Here is a 19926-nt window from a genome sequence, read left to right on the forward strand (position 1 = left end):
CCCAACAGAGTGTATCCATGGTAAGGAAGCGTTCTGCTGGGGGGTTTTTAGTTAGGCAAAAAAAATTATTGAACACCCATCCGATGGAATCCCCGCTTCTCCATGATTCCTCGTTTATGTCTTTCGTCCTGATTCATGTCACCTTCATCCATCGTATCTTGCTTTCTTCCTTGATTCGCTTCAGTTTGAGCGACCTGGGCGATAATGTTTTCAATTTCTCGACCTAATCCTTGAACATTAAAAGAATGGCCCTTAGGGTTCGTTCCTAAATCCTTTATTCTTTGTACCGTAGTGGTATCGTTTGTTGTATAGACTTTAAACCATCTAGGAGTGACACTTAATCCACTGCTCCATACCTGTTCATCCATTTCTTCTTGATTTCCTACCCCATGATATCCAATAAGACAGACATCATCAGCGACAACAACGGTTGCTTCCTCGATATCTTGAAGTCCTACAACAATTTGACTAACAGCTTCGGCAACGACTTGCCGATCAATATAGATATTGGCTCCATAGCCTTGGAACATGACGTCAGCATCATTAGCAGAATGGCTGGCATAGCCATAAGGGATCTGATCTCGTCCAATCCTTGTTCCTGGAGTTCGAGTATTCCCTAGATCATAGTCGCGATTGGTCCCCATATCCCGATCAAAGGTAAAGAGACGAGCGTTTCGCTGATCCTGCTGAGGATGCTGGGCGTCTCGATAAAGAGATGTATATCCTTTTCCTCGTACGATTCCCTCATTGGACGTGCCGTCGTTTCTCGCTGTTTGAGCTTGATTTCCTGCTTGTGGTTGACAGCCCACTCCAAGAATAAGCAAGGCACATAACATGATTCCTACCCACTTTTTGTCCATTGTTGAATACACCTCCTATCTATAGATTGCCCTTCTACAGAACAGAACAATTAGATAAAATATTTCCTTTACCTAGGGGGAAGATGGTATTATTGTAATAACGAGTTAGGAGTGATGAACATGATACAGGTTCAGGGATGTTTTTATGAAGTGGTTCAAAATGTCCGTGAAGGTTGGAATGTAGAGGCATTTAAGGAAAGGTATAGTGAAGTGCTTGCCAAATATGATTACGTCGTGGGAGATTGGGGATACAGTCAATTGCGTTTGCGCGGTTTCTACGATGATCATAATAAAAAAGCAAAAGCTTCCTACGATAATAAAATTAGTACCCTAGATGAGTATATTTTAGAGTATTGTAATTTTGGTTGTCCGTATTTCGTTGCCAAAAGAGTGAACCCGCCAGCAGGGTATACTCCAGTAGAAGAGCAACAGGCGACGGAAGAAGCCACACAAGTAACTGAACCATAAGAACATAAGAAGAACCCCTTTCAACCTTCATTAGTGAAGCGCAAAAGGGGATTTTTTACTGAATAAGAAAGTATACATTTTTGTTTAGATGACCTGTTCTAGAAATTCAAATAGCTCCTTAGCCTCTTCTTCTGTTAATTGAAAGGCAAACTCAAGATATCCCTCTTCCTCTAAGTCATCGCGTCCAATAATGCTGAGCGGCCATTCTGAATATCGTGAACCAATGTTTTTCCATAGAAGCGTGTGGAAGAGGTTAACGCAAGGTCAAAACGTTTGGATTCTCCAATAAATCCAACAAATCGTGTTCTTGTATCCTCTGTATCATCATACATAAATATAGCTTCACTCATAGCTTTCACTCCCCAGTTTTTATAAAAATAGTGACGATCCATAACTATTGTCCATTTACCTGTCTGTCTATAGTATGTCCTTTCTTTTTTCTTTCTTTATTTTAGTATAAAATAAGGATAATGACGAATGTAAAGAAGGTGTAAGGGAAAATGGAAAAAGGACTGGCAATGGTCACCTTGTTAGCTATTATTTTAACATTTGGTATTACGATTATGGTAGGAAAGATTCAGAAGAGAAAAGAAAATAAGAAATAATCTAGAAGCTTTGCGAGATCAGGGCTAGAGAATAAGGAGTTCATGACATGTATTTTGTTGATCGAAAGAAACTTGAGCAACGTCTTACATATATAGAAGGATTGTTAACCTACCTTGCCTCACAGGAGCAGCTTCCTGAGGATGTCGGAGCAAGACTTGCCTTAGAAAGAGCAGCTCATATGTCTATTGAGGCTATTTTAGATGTAGGGAATCAGATGATTGATGGATTTATTATGAGAGATCCCGGGAGTTATGAAGATATCATTGATATTTTAACGGACGAACAAGTGGTCGACCAGCAGGTGGGCTTAGGATTAGTGAAATGGATTCAGCTTAGAAAAAGCTTAGTAACTGAGTATGAACAAGTTCAAGCGGAAGTCATATGGAGTCACTATCAAGAAGTGCGTTCTGCTATGGAAAGCTTCCCTACATGTGTTCGTCTATATCTTAACGAGCAACTAGGACCTGTCAGTGCTTTTTTACCGGAGTAGCATGAAGGAGAGGAATCATGAAAACATACAAATTATTTCTGATTGATTTAGATGGTACCATGTATCGAGGCAGTGAGAAAATTGAGGAAGCTCCTCTATTTATACAAGAATTAGAAAAAGCAGGGCAGGATTACTTATTTTTGACTAATAATTCAACAAAACGCCCCGCAGATGTAGTGAAGCATCTCGCCTTATTTGATATTCAGACGACAGAAGATAAAGTCTATACAACGAGTATGGCTACAGCACAATATATTGCCGATCAAAAGCCTCATGCTAAAGTATATATGATTGGGGAGGAGGGGCTTCGTTCTGCTTGAAGAAGCTCGTCTGCAACTAGTGACAGAGGAAGAGGAGCTTGCTTCTTGTGATTATGTCGTAACAGGCTTAGATCGTCAAATTACCTATGATAAGTTAGCTAAGGCGGCTTTAGCTGTACGTGCAGGCGCTACCTTTATTTCAACCAATGGGGATAAAGCCTTACCAACGGAGAAAGGACTATTGCCTGGGAATGGTTCTTTAACGGCTGTGATTTCAACCTCTACGCAGGTGGCTCCTCGTTTTATAGGCAAGCCAGAACCTTTGATGATTGAACTGATATTAGAGCAAAAAGGGTTAAGTAAAGAAGAGGCTCTCATGATTGGGGATAACTATGATACGGATATTTTAGCGGGTGTTAATGCAGGGATTGATACCGCGCTTGTTTTTACAGGATTTACGTCTAAGGAAGATATTGCTAAATGTGAGCACCAGCCTACTTATCAGTGGAATCACCTATTAGAGTGGAAGGATTAAAAAAAGGAATTAAAGAAGAGCCCCCAAGGAAGAACATGACAACTTTCCTTGGGGGCTGTTTCGTTTGTTTTCTATTATTCTAAGTGAGCAAGCGAATGTGCTAAGCGACTTGAGGCACTTGCGGCAATAGCTCCAACAATATCATCTAAAAAAGTATGACACTCCCCCGTACCTTTATCATTTAATTTGGCTAGAATACCGGGCTTTACTTTGTCGATATAGCCGTAATTGGTAAAGCCTATACTCCCGTAAATATTGACAATAGATAAGGCAACAATTTCGTCCACTCCGTATAAACCTTCGTCATTTCGTAGGATGTCTAGGAGAGGATTATCTAGTGCTTTTTTCTCAGCTAACTTGTCTAACTGAATACCGGTAATGATGGCATTCTGAACCTCTTCTTTGCAAACTCGTTCTACATTCTGTAGGCAAATATCGACAGTTAGATTGGGGACATATTGTTCCTGGAGGAATAGTACCAATTCAGCAATATCCCGAAGAGTTACACCACGCTCTGTAAGTAATTCTACGCATATATCTTTCATATCATGAATATGATTTTCAGACATCTCAAGTCACCGCCTTTATATAAGCTATGCCGTTTTTTACGAATTTGTACCTTATTTTAGATTGGCATTTATCCTTAAGAATATTCGCGGATCGAAAAAAAAAGTCATGGTAAAAACCCCCTGCCAAAAAGACAAGGGTTATATCTTTCATTCTACCGTATTTGTTTTAGAATACTTGCTCGACTTCAATTATTTCAGGAATTTCTTCTGTTAATGCACGTTCAATCCCTGCTTTTAAAGTCATTGTTGATGCAGGACAAGTACCGCAAGCTCCTAATAACTTAAGCTTTACAATTCCTTCTTCAATAGCAACTAGCTCACAATCTCCACCGTCACGTTGAAGGAAAGGGCGTAACTTATCCAAAACCTCTTGTACGCGTTCTTCAAGACTCATCATACAACACTCCTTTCTTATACCTATATTATAGTACCCTAAGATCAAAAAATCTATCTAACTGCTTAGGAATATTGAAAATGATAATTATTCATCATAGTGAAGAGAGTGAAACAGTACTCGGTTTATCCTGAATGGTGTTTGTACATCCATAGAACCCCTGTTTTGAGGACTCGTGGGACTCTTCCTAAGAGCGTGGTATCTCCCATCAATCCAAATCCATGCTTTTTACCGAGGGAGCCTAAAACCCCTTTTAGTTTAAACTTAGGTAAGTGAGGGAGTGGGTCCCCTAAGAACATAGCTTGTAAGACAAGCGCGATCTGATCCCCCTGTGCCTCTGCCAGCTGTGCACTTGGTGCATGAGGGAGACTGGCACAATCGCCCACAACAAAAGCCTCTTGAAATCCAGGAATGTAATGATGTTCAGCGAGCTTAACACGCCCCATCTGATCCTGTTCAACTGGAAGTTGTCGAACGACATAGCTGGCTTGAATTCCTGCTGTCCATACAATGGCATCAAGCTCAACGGGTTGATCATGATTATACAGAATGGAAGGCTCGACTTTGGTTATATTGGCTTTATTGATTAAGTCCACTCCATGATTAAGAAACCATTGTCGTACATATTTTTTAAGTCGTTCTGGGAATGGGCTGAGAATACTTTCACCCCGATCATAGATCTGAATGGATAAATCAGGGCGACTTTCTCTTAATTCCGAAGCAATCTCTACTCCGCTTAGCCCTCCGCCTACAATGGCTACTTTTCCATATGGCTGGACATTATTTAACGCTTGGTAGGTCATTCGCGTTTTATTAATGGTTTGAATACTATGCGTGTTTTCCTCTGCACCCGGTACTCCGTGGTATTTATCCTCACAACCAAGGGCAATCACGAGATAGTCATAGCTCAAAGATTCTTGATTCTCCATATGAACTGTTTTTTGTTCTAAATCGACTTCCGTTATTTCACCATATTTTATCATGAGTCTAGGATCATTAGGAAAACTGACTCGAATGGCTGAATCTGGCTCAGTACCGGCAGCAAGAGCATAGAATTCTGTTTTTAGGCAGTGATACGGCATTCGATCAACAAGTGTCAGCTGAATATCCTCTGGGAGTTGAGCTGCTAATAAGCGTTGAATAATTCGTATTCCCCCATATCCTCCACCTAGAATAATGACATTACGTTTCATGGCTTGACTTCCTTTCTTAGTTGAAAATCCCTCTAAGCAAATATTCATTTTTTTATTCATCTCTGTTATCAGTTGCTCTCTTGGAGTATCGTCTTGTACAAAAGACAGACTAGAAATAAACAATCCATAGCAAACCTCAGCTACAAGTGCAGAAGGCAAGTCCTGCGGAATTTCTCCTCTGCTTTGTGCTTGTTCAATTAATTGCTGAAATAAATCGATCATATGGAAGCTTGAACTGTTTTTTTCTTGATATAAAGTAAAAAAAGATTGTCTTGTTAGTAATGGGTCCACATCATAATAAGAAAGAAGATAATGAAATAATTGACTTGCCTGCTGTAAAAAAGGCAGTGTTTGAATATGAGGAGCATTTAAAAAATCTCGTCCGTGCATGATCTTATTATTTTGTATCTCTAGTAATAAAGATTCCTTTGTAGAAAAATAATTAAAAAAAGTACCCTTAGCAATCTGTGCTTTCTGCACTATCATTTCCACACTTGTCTGCCTATAGCCGTTCTCTTTAAACAGCTCAAGTGCTTCACTCATAATCCGTTCTTTGGTCTGTTCTTTCTTGCGCTCACGTCTACCCATTGAACAAAACTCCTCTTCTCCTTAAAAAAAGATGACCATAGTCACCTTTTAAATTTTATCTAATGTGTGACAAAAAATCAACAACTTCTTGAATAAATAGGAGCCTTTCAGTAATTCAATATGTTGACAAAAAAATAGAGATGAAACTAATATTGTAACGCAGGATGTTAAGAGAAATTTTTGCAATCTAGTTGTAACTTCCTTGGTTACAGGTGTATTATCGAATAATAACGATATAAAGAGTCAAAATGAATAAGAAAATCAATTTAGGAGGAGAAGTAATAAAATGGCGCTTAAGGTAAAAGTGTATTCAGATTATGTTTGCCCGTTTTGTTTCTTAGGGAAAGATCAGTTTGAAAAAGCAGTGCAAGGAAAGGACATTGAGGTGGAATGGATGCCGTATGAATTACGTCCTAGACCATCTCAACAATTAGATCCAGTAAATGATCCATCTAAATTAGCAATATGGGAGCAGGCTATTTATCCGAGAATTGAAGCATGGGGTGTAGACATGAAATTACCAAATGTTTCTCCTCATCCGTATACAGATTTGGCACATGAAGGTTTCCACTTTGCAAAAGAGAAAGGCAAAGAAAAAGAATATAATGATCGAGTTTACCAAGCACTCTTCCAAGAGGATCAAAACATTGGAGAGATTGAAGTATTAGCACAATTAGCTGAAGAAGTCGGCTTAAATAAAGAAGAATTTAAGGAAGCATTGGTTTTACAAAAATACAAACATACACAACAACAAGCTTTAAAACATGCGTATGAAGAAGCTCGAATTACTGGTGTTCCCACATTTATAATCGGTGATGAACGTATTTCAGGAGCTGCTAGTAAAGAAACTTTTGAGCAAGTCATTGAGAAAGAAAGTAAGAAAATAAAAACGGACACATTTGATGCCATTCAGTGCACACTAGAAGTTGACGATTCAGGAAAGTGTGGGTAGGATAAAGGGAGAAAGGCTGGGATGATATGAGACCCATTATAGAATTCTGTCAAAGTAATCTATCCGCAGGAACAGAGAGAGTAAAGGAAGAGTTAGAAAAGGATCTAAACCTAGATGTCATTTCTTACGGTTGCTTAGGACACTGTGGTGAATGCTACGAATATCCCTTTGCTTTAGTCAACGGTCAAGTGGTTATGGGAGAATCAACAAAGGATTTATTGGAGAAAATTCGTCAGGAAATAAAGGAAAGTGAATAGACTCAAGATACATGAACATCAAAGCACTAGGCAGAATGCCTTGTGCTTTGTTTGTGTGAAAATAAGATTCATTAGACCAAGAGCAAGAGATGAATAAGAGAAGAACTTGAGAAGGAGATTAAACATGGCAAAGAAAGTAAAAGGGAGATGGAAATGAATTATCCCTATTCTCTTTGGAAGCAACCAAATTTCATAAAGCTATGGTTCTCGCAAACCGCCAATATACTAGGACAAATTGTTTTAGAAATTGTTTTGATTTCACAAGTTTATCGTCTGACGGGTTCTGTATTTGGTGCTTCATTAGTACCAGCGATAACCTCTATTTCTGTATTTTTAGGGAGTTTTTTAGCTTCCTACTATATTAGTAGATTTGATCAAAAAAGATTATTACATACCATAGGATGGATCAGAGCCATCCTTACGCTCCTATTCATTTGGCTTGCTTCAGGGTTTCAAACAGACCTGTATGTTATTATAGGTATTTTGGTGTTTAAATTTATTCTTTCCTTTGTGGGTTCATGGTATGGACCTGCTCGATTTGCTTTACTGCCTTTAATCGTGTCACGAGAGCAATATATAAAAGCAAATGGAACCTTAACGGTGGTTCAGCAACTGCTCATGACAGCAGGGTGGGCGCTTGGTTCAGCTTCCTTGTTTCTTTTTTCAAATGTTCAATTATTGATGTTCTGTTGTTTGATGTTCGCCTTATCAGGAGTTCTGATTCAATCCATTCAAATCCAGCAAAAAGAAGAGAAAAAAGAAGCGAAGAAAAGAGCGAAGCCGGGTTGGCAGCTTGCTCTTCAATCACCAATGGTTCGCTCTATTACCATGATGGATATAGTTGAGGGATTGGCTAACGCCATTTGGTCATCCGCCCTGCTCTTAGGTTTTACCACCTTAGTATTAAAGGAAACGGAGGAGTGGTGGGGCTTTATTAATGCAGGTTATTTTATAGGTGCTATATTGGGAGGTTTAGTCGTCGTTTTAAATAGCAAGATTCTTGAACGGAGAATGACCTTTACTATTGCCTTAAGTGCCATATGCATGAGCATCTTAACCTTTTTCTTTTCTATTGTTACCATTCCGATTTTATCTGTTCTACTATGTATTCTCATGGGACCGATGTATCAAATTCGAGATATTTGTCAATCGACCATCCTTCAAGATGTTATTCCAGAACGTGAGCGTGCGAGTGTGATGGCTGCTAGAAACATCATTCTTTCACCCTGGAATGGTGTAGTCATCCCTATGATGGGATTTCTTTCGGAAATTATTGGAGTAAGAAATGTTTTTCTTCTTGCTTCGCTTCTCTATCTGCTTACTGCAATCATCGTTATGCTACAACCCCAATTACGAAGCTATTCGTATCGTGTCAAGGAGGAAACATCCTCATTGAATTAAAGAATTATGAAATAAAGCGATGAAATAGAGAATCAATAATTTCTTCCTCTTGCCATTACGTTCCATGTTTCAAATTCTGGTTCATCCCGATCTTCTTTCTTCAATACAAGGAGTTGGTTAGCAAGATTGGCAACGGGACAAGAATGGTTAGGAATAATTTCAATGATATCACCGATACATAATGGGGTGGTTGGATTTCCTTCAACAACCCCATGTTCTTCAGAGAGACGGGCGATTTGCAAATGGGGTTGGTCGACGATATAGCCATAGCCAGCAACTCCCGCCTGCCCGTGAGCGCCTTGATCCAACGCCAATGTTTTTGAACCAGCATCAATAATCCACCTCTGCGGGGCAGGATGTGATACGACCCGACTTAAGACTCGTAAAGAACAATCCTGCCAAGTGGCGCTTCCTAAGCTAACCTGAGTTCGGTCATAAAACACATAATTACCCGGTCTGATTTCGGTGACTCCCGGAATCGTTCCTGAAAGATAGACGGTGGGAGTAGAGCCTACACTAACATCAGCTAGATTAATTCCACTATGTTGTTGTGCATCATGCTTCAGCCTAACGAGGGCTTCCCCTTCATACGTAGCAATTTCTTTTCGTTTTTCTGTTGTGGAGGCACCGTAAGCATGTCCTGCATGAGTCATTAATCCATGAATTAATATATTTTTGAGAGGGAGTACCTGCTGTAGGAAGGATTGGAGGGTTCCTGTATCAGCTTGGATGCCACATCTCTTTAGTCCTGTATCTATTTTAATCAGCACTGAGAAAGTTGTCTGATTCTTCTCAGCAAAATGGTGCAGTTCTTTGGCTTGTTCGACTGAGTCAATCATAAGTAGAAGAGTAGCTTGTTTAGCTAAAGCCAACACTCTCTGAAAATTTTGCTCTCCAACAATAGGGTAAGCAATGAGGATGGAAAGCTTTTGATTTTTAAATACAGGGGAAGCTACAAGTGCCTCTGCTTCACTAATTTTTGCCACCGTAAGTCCACATGCCCCGTGCTTCAGCTGGAGTGCGGCGATTTCAGCCGTCTTATGCGTTTTGAGATGAGGACGCAGCTTAAGCTGATAGCGTTGAGCAAAGTCTTCCATTCTCTTGATGTTTGCCTCTAATTGTTGATAGTGAATCAATACCTGAGGGGTAAGCAGTCTGTTTTTAATAGAAGGGGTAAGCCAAGCCTTGGGTAGTTCAGATGAAATGGGTGAGAACATAGGTAAGTTCCTCCTTTGGATGGGCGATTTGAACTAAAAAACACTTTCCCATTCGAACAATCGTAGAATGAAAAAGCGTTATCTATAGAAACTTTATTGGTTAGAATACGAACCTGCATTACGTATGGTCTTGTGTTCAGCTTCCATACATTATAGGTAGGGTGAAAAACAATGGTCGGAACGACAGGATTTGAACCTGCGACCTCACCCACCCCAAGGGTGCGCGCTACCGAGCTGCGCCACGTCCCGACATCATCTAACAACCTATCAATTGACATAAGTTGTTTTTAGATAACGATATTATAGCCTAAATACTTGCAGCAATGCAAGCATTGAACAACATGATTAAGCTGAATATTTTTTGTGTTGTAAACGAAAGAAATAGTTAGATATGGTATAATTTAGATGAAAAGCTATCTAAGAATGAGGGGTATTGCATGGCTATTGTTGTAATGCATGTAAAAAGTAAGAGAAAATATGTGCTTCTTGGTACTGGATTTGGTGCCTATAAGTCTACTAGACCTAGTGTGCTAGGTGGATCTTTATTTCCTTTTGAAGATATGGGTGAAATCCCTGTAGCCGCTGTTTCAGACTCAAAAGGAAAAATCCATTGGTTTCTAACTGAAGAATTACAGGTGATGGAAATTGAAGGCCGGAAGCCTGAGGACCTGATTGCTGAAGAAATAGAAAGTGATACTAGGATAGTTCCCGATAGCAATGAAGTAGAATATTGCTCTGCCTGTCAATTTAAGGTTTCTCCTCATGAGAGAGAATGTCCTTCATGTGAGTTAGTTCTCGTGTATGAAGAAAAGTAAATAGAGGAAATTGAACTGTAGAAGGAAAGGAAGAGAGTAGATTTATGAAGATTTGTCATTATTGTCAATCTGACATGCTAGAGAAAAGAATGTTTTTGTTTTTAAAAATTCCCTTAGCCATTATCTTGCTTTTTGTACCATATGGAATTTTTATCTGCTGGCTTCCGTTTCTAATTCCTAGTAATTATGCTTGTAAAAAATGTGGAAAAGAAATGCAGAAGCCTAAAGAAATAGATTGGCGTGAATATAAGAAAATAGAGCAAACGGAAGAGAGCAAGGGCTAGAATAACTATCGCTTAGAGCTTCTACTATCAACTTGAGATATCTATGTTCTTTTTTGTTTTTTTCCAACTGGAATATAAATCTATACAATAAACACCAACTACAACCCAAAAAAACCAATCGTAAAAAGAAATGCCAGAGTTGGATTCTCCTCCTAGTGCTGTCAGAATCCCTAGCAAAATAAAGATATAAATGATATGAAACAATCGACCTTTTAATTCTCCGATTTCATCTTCCTTTTGATCTTTACGTTTGGCGAAGACAGCCCGCAATACTAAGATAACGACAAAAGCAACAGCTATCATTCTAGCAATTTCCAGACTATGCTTTGCATCCAAAAAATAATCACAAATGAGTAATAGTGTGATGACGGATAATCCCAAAAAATCCATAGGTTTTAACAGCTTCACTAGTTCACCTCCCTATAAATCTATACACAATGTTATCATAATTGTAAAAAATTTCAATGATTGATCAAGTATCAATAAAATGAGGGGATGTAAAAAAAGAGAATGTATTGGGTGAATCGCGAGTATAGATGAAAAGGAGCGTTCTATCTGTACGTGATGCAACGAAGAGAACACTGATAAATGTCAGTACTATTTATATCTCGTTCTAAGCGTCGGTAAGACTCTCTCCTCTGGAAGTCTACTTTATGCAGAAGGGTAGGAAACATAATGAGAAAGCTTTGTCGGGAAGCTTGGGTAGAAGTCAATCTTGATGCGATAAAGCAAAACCTGCGAACGTTTCGCCAACACATTCCAAGGAAAAGTAAGATTATGGCTGTGGTGAAAGCAAATGCCTATGGTCATGGGTTGGTTGGTGTATCACGTCATGCTTTGAGAAATGGAGCAAGTGAGTTAGGTGTAGCCTCATTAGAAGAAGCGATTATTTTACGTAAAGCAGGAATTAGGGCTCCCATCCTTGTTCTTGGTTTTACTGCATTAAATTGTGTGAAGGAAGCGGTGGCTTGGAATGTCCAATTATCTGCCTTTCAAGTAAGCTGGCTTAAGGAAGCCCACAGAATCGTAAAAAAAATGAACTCATCTAACAAACTATCCATTCATATCAATGTGGATACGGGATTGGGACGTTTAGGCGTACGAACTGAGGAAGAGCTTCTAGCGATTGTTCAAGTTCTTACTTCTAGTAAGTTTTTAGCATGGAAGGGGATTTTTACACATTTCTCAACGTCAGATGAACCAGATACCACATTATTGCACATCCAGCATGATCTATTTATAAGATTTCTCCGTACTTTGAGAGATAAAGGTTATAAGCTGCCCACTGTGCATATGAGTAATACGGCTGCGGCAATTGCCTTTCCTGAATTTAGTGCGGATATGATTCGTTTAGGGATCGGGCTATATGGGCTATACCCTTCAGGCTATATCAGAGAGTTAGATATTGTGCAATTGACACCTGCTTTAACGTTGAAAGCTCGTTTTTCTTTTGTCAAAACCATGTTGACGGAGCCACTGACGATCAGCTATGGCGGTACGTATGTCGCAAGGCTAGGAGAGGTGATAGCTACTGTTCCTATTGGTTATGCTGATGGGTACTCTAGAGCTCTCTCAAATCGAGGCTCTATTCTACATCGTGGTCAACGAGTCCCTATTGCGGGCAGGGTGACCATGGATCAATTGATGGTCAGTTTAGGAGAAAGCGAAGGAAACCAGGGGGATGAAGTTGTCCTATATGGTAGGCAAAACAATGCTGAGATTTCAGTCGAAGAAGTAGCCGAAATGCTAGGGACTATCAATTATGAGGTTGTTGCTACTCTTAGCCACCGTCTGCCCCGAGTATTTTTGAAGAATGGAAAAGTGGTAGAGGTTAGTCAGATGATACAAATGAAGAGACCAAAAATAGAAATAAAAAATAAAGAAAAGGTACTGAAGGTTAAAGCAAAAAAGCAAGTTAAAAAGAGGAAAAGATATTATTCAAAGTAAAGCTTAGGTGGAGTTCCAATCTGACATCTTAAAAGACACGTTTTATGATCCATAGTAGAGTCTTTTGTCTAACAGTTCCTAGCAAATAAATAGAGTACACCGATAGATATTTAACTACTAAATACAACACCAGCTTGAGAACTTCCACCTAGAGTTTAGGATGAGGAATTTTACATAAATACTAAACGTTTAGTATTAAAGCATTTTTAATTCACTGCAGTGCTTGCGTCGTTGGTGCTTCGTTGTTTACCAGTATGGAGCCACGCCTGTCACTTCATTTTAGTGAGAACCTTTACGACCTTAAAATCCTCTTACCATTAATTAGAATTTATGCTATTATTCAATTTATTACTAGAGTGAAATGGATTAAATATTAATATCTGTATAATGTAAGGGGAACTTTCTTATGATCTTATGGACCATTCAAACCAAGCAAGCTTGGAAAGTGGCTCAAAAAAGAGGATATTTGGTAGGAGATGTTGCCTACGTGTGGGAGGATTTTATCTCTCCCTATCTATGGATGATGGATCAAATGAAAAAACGAATCAACTCCGATACCGTGGAATATCCGGTATGGCTATGGGTCAAAAGACCGGATTTAAGATGCAGTGGACATTTAGAAAGAGGAACCCAAGGGATTCTACTAGAAGTAGAATTAAATCCAGAGAAGATTTTAATTTCAGACTTTGATGCTTGGCATATTGTATTGCTTGATGCATTTCTGGCTTTAGATGAAGAAGAGGATCGCTTATATGAACAATCATTAGTATCGATGACAAAAGAACAAAGCTGGGAAAGAATTTTTGATTATCAGAGTTTAAAGCAGCATGAGTATTGGAATACAACAGAACCACATCTACAAGCGGTTACTGGAAAAATCGAGCTTGCTCAGATAAAAAGTAGTAAAGAGTTTCTGGCTAGATGAAACTAAACACATTTTTAAGGTGAAAAGGAGAGGTACGCTTGGCTTACAAAGATGGAGAAATGATAATTCGTCCCATACTAGAGAAAGATTTGCCTACATTATGGGAGTTAATCTATAAGGATGAATCACCAGAATGGAAGAAATGGGATGCTCCTTATTTTGAGCATAAACCAATTCCCTATCAAGAATACATAGATTCAAAAGAAAAGATGATCAATCAAGAAGATAGGTGGGCTATTGAGGTGAATGGCGAAGTAATTGGAACAATAAACTACTATTGGGAGCATCAGCCTTCGCTCTGGCTTGAAATGGGAATAGGAATCTATCACCCTAGTTATTGGAATGGTGGCTACGGTACCAAGGCATTGCGCCTCTGGATCACTCACCTATTCCAGACAATGCCCCTAGTTCGAGTCGGTTATACCACTTGGTCGGGGAATGAACGTATGATTAAAGTAGGGGAAAAACTAGGGATGAAGATGGAAGCCAGACTTAGAAAATGTCGTTACTATAATGGAGAATATTATGACTCTATTAGAATGGGAATTCTAAGAGAGGAATGGGAAGCTTATTTGGAATTACGGAGGTGTAACAAATAAATGATTATTACTTGTGATGCCTATAGTCATATGGGATATATCTATCTTAAGCCCCCTATTGAGGGAATGGAGTATTTTCTAAGCAAAGAGAATCACCTCTATGAATACATAGGAAAAGAAGATATCAACATTCCCGTGCTAGACGGAAAAAACATGATGAGCAAGTTAGATTTACTTTCTATTCAACCTAAAACATATGCAGAAGCACTAGGTAATGAAGAGATAGACGAAGAATATTGCAATGACAGGGATTCAGAAGGCTATCTAATAGGGATCGAGATGAGTTTGAGTAAGGAACAGTTTCTTTCATCCATTCATTCAGAAGCTTTTAAATGCTATTCCATTGAATGGAGAGGACAAGAGTGTAAACTCTACACAATGGATAGGGATGAGGAAGTTTTTCAAAGTGGAAATAAGGTATACCCATTAACTCTTAGGAATGATGCTTTTGTGATTGTACAAGTTGTTGAGAAATACGGCAATCTTGGTCTTATCAAAGGATTGATTACTCATAGGGAGGATATATATCCAGTTGAGTATATGACAGATCCACAATTTATCCTAAGTGAATACGATTGAGTGAGAATATAATTTATTGCTCAAAGAAAGGAGTAGATTTATGAAAGACCTTAGATTAGTAGAGCCATCGGAAGAGTATAAGGCTGAATATCTAAACATGATTCAAGAATGGGAGAAAACCGGAGAAAGGATGGTTCCCTTCACTCTGAGATATGATTGTAGTGATTTTACTCTTTTCTTACAAGAAATGAATCATTTAAAAGTTGGGGAAAACGTGAATGAAAGAACAGGAAATAGTTCAACATTCTGGCTCGTACATTCCAATAAAAAAGTAGTAGGAGCGGTCAATATAAGACATAAACTTAATGATTCTTTACGAGAGATCGGGGGGCATATTGGTTATGGAATTCGTCCCAGTGAAAGAAACAAAGGGTTTGCGACTCTACAGCTTGCTCTCGCTTTAATAAAAGCACGGGAAATGGGACTGGATCGGGTGCTAGTGACCTGTGATAAAGAGAATATAGCTTCTGCTAAAACGATTGTGAATAATGGCGGAAGATTAGATTCAGAGGGCCTAGTAGATGGGATGCTAATACAAAGATATTGGATAGAAATGAAAGAATGAGGAGAATAAGGTGAAAAGTAAGATTTTTTATGGATTTGTTCATTTATGAGCTATGGGTGGTGATTTTCATGAAAAACAGGTATTTGTATTTATTAGGCGGTCATTCGTTCCAAAAAGAAGCCAATAAGGACTTTGTAGAAAAGGCTGGTGGAGCCAGAGCAAGATAGCATTATGTATCATGAACAGCTCTGGATGGGAAAATTATGTACCGTTGTTTAGACGGACATGGGAGCCATACGGAGTAACGAGTGTAGAAGTGATTGTACCGAATGAAAATGGAGAAATAGACTTGGCTAAAGCTAAGGAGATTCTCTCCACCTCTACAGGCATCTTTATTGGGGGAGGGGATACAGTGGCTTATCATCATCATTTCGCTACCCATCCTTTTAAAGACTGGATCATAGATCGTTATCAACAAGGAATTCCTATTGCAGGAAATTCAGCGGGTGCCTTGATTTTACCAGAGTGTTGCTTCATCTCTTCGAACGATCATGCTGAAGGAGTCATGCTATTCAAACAAGGTGTAGGATTGCTTTCAGACATCCTTATTAGCGTTCATTTTTCTGAATGGAACGAGAGGCAAAACTTAGTACAAGCTATGAAATTAAGAGAAATAAAGAATGGTCTAGGGATTGATGAAAATGCTTGTGCTGTATTCATCAATGAACAGTTCGCGTATTCACACGGCGAATCTGTCTATCGAATTTCCGTATGAGGAGTAATTGTGCTACCATGTGCTAAGGACAAGGCAATGCAGTGTTTTTATCTTTTTTTTGGAATTCGCATCTCCACTGTAGTTCCTAGACCCAGATCCGTTGTAATGGAAATCCCTCTTCCATACAAGCGTTTCATTCGCAGATCAACGTTTTTTAGACCTATTCCGTCTAGCGGAATACTGGACATGATTCTCTTCACCTTTTCGTTTGACATCCCAACACCATCGTCACTTACGCAAATGATGAGTTGATCTCCGTTTTCCATGATACGAATCTTGATGCTTCCTCCTTCCTTTTTTTTCAGCACGCCATGATGGATGGCATTTTCAACGATTGGTTGAAGAGTAAAAGGAGGAATTTCACTGTTTGTTTCTTCTGCCATATCTATTTCATAATGCAGCCTATGACCAAAGCGCACTTTCTCTATATACAAATAAGAACGCACCAATTGAAGCTCTCTTTGAATGGGCACCAGTAGCTCATGGTTTTCAAACAAGTAGCTTTCCTGCAAATAGTGTGTAAATTGATCCAGTAGCTCTCTCATCTGCTCGGGATCATCTTCACTTAGAGCAAAAATCGAATTCAAGGTATTAAACAAAAAATGAGGTTTAATTTGAGCTTGTAAAAATGAAGATTCCATACGGATACGCTCATTCACCGATTTTTTCATTTCTAACAACGTACGAACCCGCGCTCTCAATTCTGCTGCTTGAACTGGTTTTGTCAGAAAATCATTGGCTCCGGCGGCAAAGGAAGCCATAATATCATTTGTACGTCCACTTGCTGTCAGTATCAACATAGGTAATTGAAAGAGAGGGTGGTGCTCTCGAATTGTTCTACACACCTCTATTCCAGAAATCCCTGGTAACATTAAATCCAGAATGACGAGATCCCAGTGAGAAAAATCTTCTACTTGCTGAAGTGCTTCCTCCCCAGTAGTAACTGAAGTAATATGAATGTTTTCATGAGAAAGGAGATCGGACATCACTTTAATGTTTAAAGGATCATCATCAACAAGAAGTAGGTTCATACTTCCCCATGTTGCCAAGGAAGGAGGGAGAGTGGAACTGCGTGTTGATTATTTAAGTGATCTACATAATCTTCCTGTATATGATCTTTGGCAGCAGCAAGTGTCATCTTCTTTTTTTCTTTTGTCTGATTTGTTACTTGCAGCTTATCAGCTACTGGTAAGGTAAAAGAGAATGTTGCTCCCTTCCCCGCTTTAGATGTAACACCTATGGTTCCGCCATGAAGCTCAACCAACATTTTAGTTATGGTTAAACCAAGGCCAGTACCGACTGAATCCTTAGATTGATGGTCTGTTGCTTGTTCGTAAGCGTGAAAGATGGTTTGCAGCTTCTCTTCTGGAATCCCTCCCCCTGTATCAGAAACACCAATTTCTAGCATGTCATCTTGTTGGCTGGCTCTGACTATAATGCTCCCTTCTTTGGTATGCTTGATAGCGTTGGACAGCAGGTTAGTCAATATTTGTGTCAAACGCTGTTCATCCGCCAGAACGAGAGGAGCAGAAGACGTCTGGTTGATCAATCGTACCTCTTTTTTTAAGGAAACATATCGCAGAACATCCATCGTACTTTCGACAACGGTATGGATGTTGACTACTTGGGGGTGAATGGATAGTTTCCCCTCCCTGATTTTTGACCAATCTAGCAGATCATTGATCAGCACATTCATCTTTCGGGTAATAGAGGTAATAAGCTGCAAGTTTTCTTTGCTATTTTTGTCCGTCTGGCTGTTTTTCTCCACAAGCAACTGCGTAATCGCTGAGATCGCATGTAAGGGTGTTTTTAATTCATGGGAGGTTACAGCTAAAAACTCGTCTTTACGTTTGTTAAATTGAATCAGTTCTTCCGACCGTCTTATTTCCTTTTGATAGATACGGTAATAACGTTGAGCCACAACAAGACACAAGGCGATCACAATCAAGATGATATGCAATCCCATAAGGGGTTCCCGTTCCATGAATCCCAGAACTGTTGGCAGATGTGACAATTCCGCCATAGCATAGCTAAAAAGAAAGGCAAAATCAAGCTTGGCATCCTCATTTTTTGCCAACATGCTTTTTAAAAGAATAGACAGGAGCAGTATGGTGATTGCGGTCGCAATCAAAGTCCATAATATTCCAAATTTAGAGGAATAGGAAACGCTGCTTAGTGTGAACAAAAGAACTAATCCAACAAATGTGATTTGAATCCCTCTATGTAGAAGGGGAAATTTGTTCTGAGCGTAACGATAATAAATAAATAGATAAAGAAAGCCTTTTGCAAGAATAGAAAATAACAAATAAAATTTATATAAAAGCTCAAAGGAGATGGTTGGAAACAAGAGTGTGATCCACCTTTCCCCTTGGACAGATATAAAGCTGAGTGCAGCAAGACAAAAAAGAATAAAGGATAGCCATTCTTTCTTTCTTTTTTGAAACCAGAAGATAAAAATAGAAATAAGTGCTGAAATAAAAAACAGGAGAATTACGCTAAACTCAATGATTAGTCTATATAATCGCCATTTATTCACCTCATCGGGAGAACCAAAGGTAATGGTGTGCATCATTCCCCCTCCCAAAGCATGATCAAAATTGGCTACTTGCAAAAACAGATCGATCTCATTTCCTTCTATCGGGATATAAGCGATATAGGGTTTTTGATCGGGCACATAATGTTCCGGATGGTCTGCAACAATTCCTCCTTGGGCGATCATTTCCCCATTCACGAAGAGGGCATGGGCGGAAAGAATCCATTTAATATTGAAAGCAGCGATATCTTCTATATCCTCAAGGAGTATTTTTAATCGATAAGTACCGTATCCATAAGTATCCATGACCTGTTCGCTTTTCCAACTCCGAGGGACGTTCACATAGACGGGTTTGACCTGATCCCGTATGATATCTTCTGGTGAGGTATACAGTGAGTTCGGATAATATTCCCATTCGCCTTCTAATGAGAAACGTCCTAGTTTTTTTTCGTACTGTTCTCTTAGATCCAGAACCCCTTTTACTGCCAATGGTTCTTTGCTTTCGAGAAAAAAAGGAGAGAATGCTATCATTATGGAAAAAAACAAGGAAATAATAATGACAAGAGTAGCGAGCCAGTTCTTAGTAATGATAATACATCCTTTCGCTCGGGTAATTAACGTACAATAGACTTGAAAGTAGCAAGTCCACATAATATAGTAACATATAAGAAGTCTTTTGGGATGCTGAATTGATTCAGGCTATTTTGGCAGATGATGAGGAACTAGTCTTAAAAATATTGGAAAAGAAGCTACATGATATTGGTGGTGTAGAGGTGAACGAAAAGTTTTCCAAAGTACAAAAAGATTAAAAAGGAGTGAGCCCCATGCTTGAAATCCCTGTAAAAGCAAAGCTAGTGGAAGTATACATAACTCAAAACGGGATCACCACAAAGAAAAATAAATGCAATATTCCTATTGGTCAGACGTATAGGATCAAAAAGGATCCGTTGTATCCAAACGCGATAGAGGTTGAACATGAGATGATTCCTTCTACAGTCTTGTTTTATGAAGAGATGGATGTAAAAGATAACGCCTTAACAGTAAAGAGAAATGTGCGTGTGGGTAGTGAGAATCCCAGATTTGAAACCTTTATTTTTGAGTTGGAAGAATCGTATTGACAACATGCATAAAAAAAGGCTACTATTATCATGTAACGTTTACGTTAGGAGTTTAA

General features: G+C 39.0%; 21 protein-coding genes, 1 tRNA gene and 4 pseudogenes. 15 read left to right on the forward strand and 11 right to left on the reverse strand.

Annotation, left to right across the window (positions count from 1 at the left end):
* Window positions 1-65 precede the first annotated feature (65 nt).
* Window positions 66-860: a YhcN/YlaJ family sporulation lipoprotein gene (locus tag JCM10596_RS18635; RefSeq protein WP_025028430.1), complete on the reverse strand. Its 795-nt coding sequence runs from the start codon at window positions 858-860 to the stop codon at window positions 66-68.
* Between the two features lie 120 nt (window positions 861-980).
* On the opposite strand from JCM10596_RS18635, the gene JCM10596_RS26425 reads away from it, so the two are divergent.
* Window positions 981-1328: a YutD family protein gene (locus tag JCM10596_RS26425; protein WP_025028431.1), complete on the forward strand. Its 348-nt coding sequence runs from the start codon at window positions 981-983 to the stop codon at window positions 1326-1328.
* 84 nt (window positions 1329-1412) lie between these two features.
* Here JCM10596_RS26425 and JCM10596_RS26430 read toward each other — a convergent pair.
* Window positions 1413-1678 (reverse strand): annotated as a pseudogene (locus tag JCM10596_RS26430) (DUF3055 domain-containing protein).
* A gap of 302 nt (window positions 1679-1980) precedes the next feature.
* Between JCM10596_RS26430 and JCM10596_RS18655 the strand changes: the two are divergent.
* The gene (locus tag JCM10596_RS18655; RefSeq protein WP_025028432.1) at window positions 1981-2424 is read left to right on the forward strand and encodes a DUF86 domain-containing protein; all 444 of its coding nucleotides are present in this window, start codon (window positions 1981-1983) and stop codon (window positions 2422-2424) included.
* Window positions 2425-2441: 17 nt separating this feature from the next.
* A pseudogene (gene nucF, locus JCM10596_RS26435) lies at window positions 2442-3219 on the forward strand (5' nucleotidase NucF).
* Between the two features lie 74 nt (window positions 3220-3293).
* On the opposite strand, the gene JCM10596_RS18665 reads toward nucF, so the two are convergent.
* The 4 genes and pseudogenes from JCM10596_RS18665 to JCM10596_RS31510 form a co-directional block, all read right to left on the reverse strand.
* Window positions 3294-3788, reverse strand: coding sequence for a phosphatidylglycerophosphatase A family protein (locus JCM10596_RS18665; protein ID WP_025028433.1), 495 nt, complete (start codon window positions 3786-3788; stop codon window positions 3294-3296).
* 166 nt (window positions 3789-3954) lie between these two features.
* Window positions 3955-4185 (reverse strand): NifU family protein, encoded by a 231-nt coding sequence (locus JCM10596_RS18670; RefSeq protein ID WP_025028434.1) that lies wholly within the window; start codon window positions 4183-4185, stop codon window positions 3955-3957.
* Between the two features lie 122 nt (window positions 4186-4307).
* Window positions 4308-5375 (reverse strand): NAD(P)/FAD-dependent oxidoreductase, encoded by a 1068-nt coding sequence (locus tag JCM10596_RS31505; protein ID WP_025028435.1) that lies wholly within the window; start codon window positions 5373-5375, stop codon window positions 4308-4310.
* Between the two features lie 417 nt (window positions 5376-5792).
* Window positions 5793-5963, reverse strand: a pseudogene (locus JCM10596_RS31510) (TetR/AcrR family transcriptional regulator); the annotation flags it as partial.
* 286 nt (window positions 5964-6249) lie between these two features.
* On the opposite strand from JCM10596_RS31510, the gene JCM10596_RS18680 reads away from it, so the two are divergent.
* The 3 genes from JCM10596_RS18680 (at window position 6250) to JCM10596_RS18690 (ending at window position 8573) form a co-directional block, all read left to right on the forward strand.
* Window positions 6250-6915, forward strand: a complete 666-nt coding sequence (locus JCM10596_RS18680; protein ID WP_025028436.1) for a DsbA family oxidoreductase — start codon at window positions 6250-6252, stop codon at window positions 6913-6915.
* 26 nt (window positions 6916-6941) lie between these two features.
* On the forward strand, window positions 6942-7172 hold the full coding sequence (locus JCM10596_RS18685; RefSeq protein WP_025028437.1) for a DUF1450 domain-containing protein: 231 nt from the start codon (window positions 6942-6944) through the stop codon (window positions 7170-7172).
* Window positions 7173-7325: 153 nt separating this feature from the next.
* Entirely contained in the window at window positions 7326-8573 is a 1248-nt protein-coding gene (locus JCM10596_RS18690; RefSeq protein ID WP_159102376.1) for an MFS transporter, read from the forward strand.
* 32 nt (window positions 8574-8605) lie between these two features.
* Here the strand turns inward: JCM10596_RS18690 and JCM10596_RS18695 are convergent, their stop codons facing one another.
* Together JCM10596_RS18695 and JCM10596_RS18700 are read right to left on the reverse strand one after the other, a co-directional pair.
* Window positions 8606-9790, reverse strand: coding sequence for an alanine racemase (locus JCM10596_RS18695; protein ID WP_025028439.1), 1185 nt, complete (start codon window positions 9788-9790; stop codon window positions 8606-8608).
* Window positions 9791-9962: 172 nt separating this feature from the next.
* A tRNA-Pro gene (locus JCM10596_RS18700) sits at window positions 9963-10039 on the reverse strand.
* A gap of 188 nt (window positions 10040-10227) precedes the next feature.
* Here JCM10596_RS18700 and JCM10596_RS18705 point away from each other — a divergent pair.
* Window positions 10228-10605 (forward strand): hypothetical protein, encoded by a 378-nt coding sequence (locus JCM10596_RS18705; RefSeq protein ID WP_025028440.1) that lies wholly within the window; start codon window positions 10228-10230, stop codon window positions 10603-10605.
* A 44-nt stretch (window positions 10606-10649) separates the two neighbouring features.
* A complete protein-coding gene (locus JCM10596_RS18710) occupies window positions 10650-10889 on the forward strand; it encodes a hypothetical protein (protein WP_025028441.1) in 240 nt (79 codons plus the stop codon).
* 27 nt (window positions 10890-10916) lie between these two features.
* On the opposite strand, the gene JCM10596_RS18715 is transcribed toward JCM10596_RS18710, so the two are convergent.
* Window positions 10917-11297 carry a hypothetical protein gene (locus JCM10596_RS18715; protein ID WP_025028442.1) on the reverse strand — a complete coding sequence of 127 codons (381 nt, stop codon included), beginning with the start codon at window positions 11295-11297 and terminating at the stop codon, window positions 10917-10919.
* 267 nt (window positions 11298-11564) lie between these two features.
* Here JCM10596_RS18715 and alr point away from each other — a divergent pair.
* The 6 genes and pseudogenes from alr to JCM10596_RS26440 form a co-directional block, all read left to right on the forward strand.
* Window positions 11565-12725, forward strand: a pseudogene (alr, locus tag JCM10596_RS18720) (alanine racemase); the annotation flags it as partial.
* Between the two features lie 517 nt (window positions 12726-13242).
* Window positions 13243-13761, forward strand: coding sequence for a DUF3841 domain-containing protein (locus tag JCM10596_RS18725; RefSeq protein WP_025028444.1), 519 nt, complete (start codon window positions 13243-13245; stop codon window positions 13759-13761).
* A gap of 59 nt (window positions 13762-13820) precedes the next feature.
* Window positions 13821-14360, forward strand: coding sequence for a GNAT family N-acetyltransferase (locus tag JCM10596_RS18730; RefSeq protein WP_034681757.1), 540 nt, complete (start codon window positions 13821-13823; stop codon window positions 14358-14360).
* Window positions 14361-14939: a hypothetical protein gene (locus JCM10596_RS18735; RefSeq protein ID WP_025028446.1), complete on the forward strand. Its 579-nt coding sequence runs from the start codon at window positions 14361-14363 to the stop codon at window positions 14937-14939.
* Window positions 14940-14979: 40 nt separating this feature from the next.
* Window positions 14980-15504 carry a GNAT family N-acetyltransferase gene (locus tag JCM10596_RS18740; RefSeq protein WP_025028447.1) on the forward strand — a complete coding sequence of 175 codons (525 nt, stop codon included), beginning with the start codon at window positions 14980-14982 and terminating at the stop codon, window positions 15502-15504.
* 178 nt (window positions 15505-15682) lie between these two features.
* Window positions 15683-16219 (forward strand): Type 1 glutamine amidotransferase-like domain-containing protein, encoded by a 537-nt coding sequence (locus JCM10596_RS26440; RefSeq protein WP_234410562.1) that lies wholly within the window; start codon window positions 15683-15685, stop codon window positions 16217-16219.
* A 47-nt stretch (window positions 16220-16266) separates the two neighbouring features.
* Here JCM10596_RS26440 and JCM10596_RS18750 read toward each other — a convergent pair whose 3' ends face one another.
* Window positions 16267-17250: a response regulator gene (locus JCM10596_RS18750; protein ID WP_025028448.1), complete on the reverse strand. Its 984-nt coding sequence runs from the start codon at window positions 17248-17250 to the stop codon at window positions 16267-16269.
* Window positions 17247-19241, reverse strand: coding sequence for a sensor histidine kinase (locus JCM10596_RS18755; protein ID WP_234410563.1), 1995 nt, complete (start codon window positions 19239-19241; stop codon window positions 17247-17249). Before JCM10596_RS18755 ends, JCM10596_RS18750 begins: the two co-directional genes overlap by 4 nt.
* Window positions 19242-19576: 335 nt before the next feature.
* Between JCM10596_RS18755 and JCM10596_RS18765 the strand changes: the two genes are divergently transcribed.
* Complete coding sequence (locus JCM10596_RS18765) at window positions 19577-19870, forward strand: hypothetical protein (protein WP_025028450.1); 294 nt, start codon at window positions 19577-19579, stop codon at window positions 19868-19870.
* Window positions 19871-19926 lie beyond the last annotated feature (56 nt).

This window comes from Caldalkalibacillus mannanilyticus JCM 10596 (assembly GCF_000615945.1).
In the GTDB taxonomy this organism is placed as follows: Bacteria; Bacillota; Bacilli; order Caldalkalibacillales; family JCM-10596; genus Bacillus_AT; species Bacillus_AT mannanilyticus.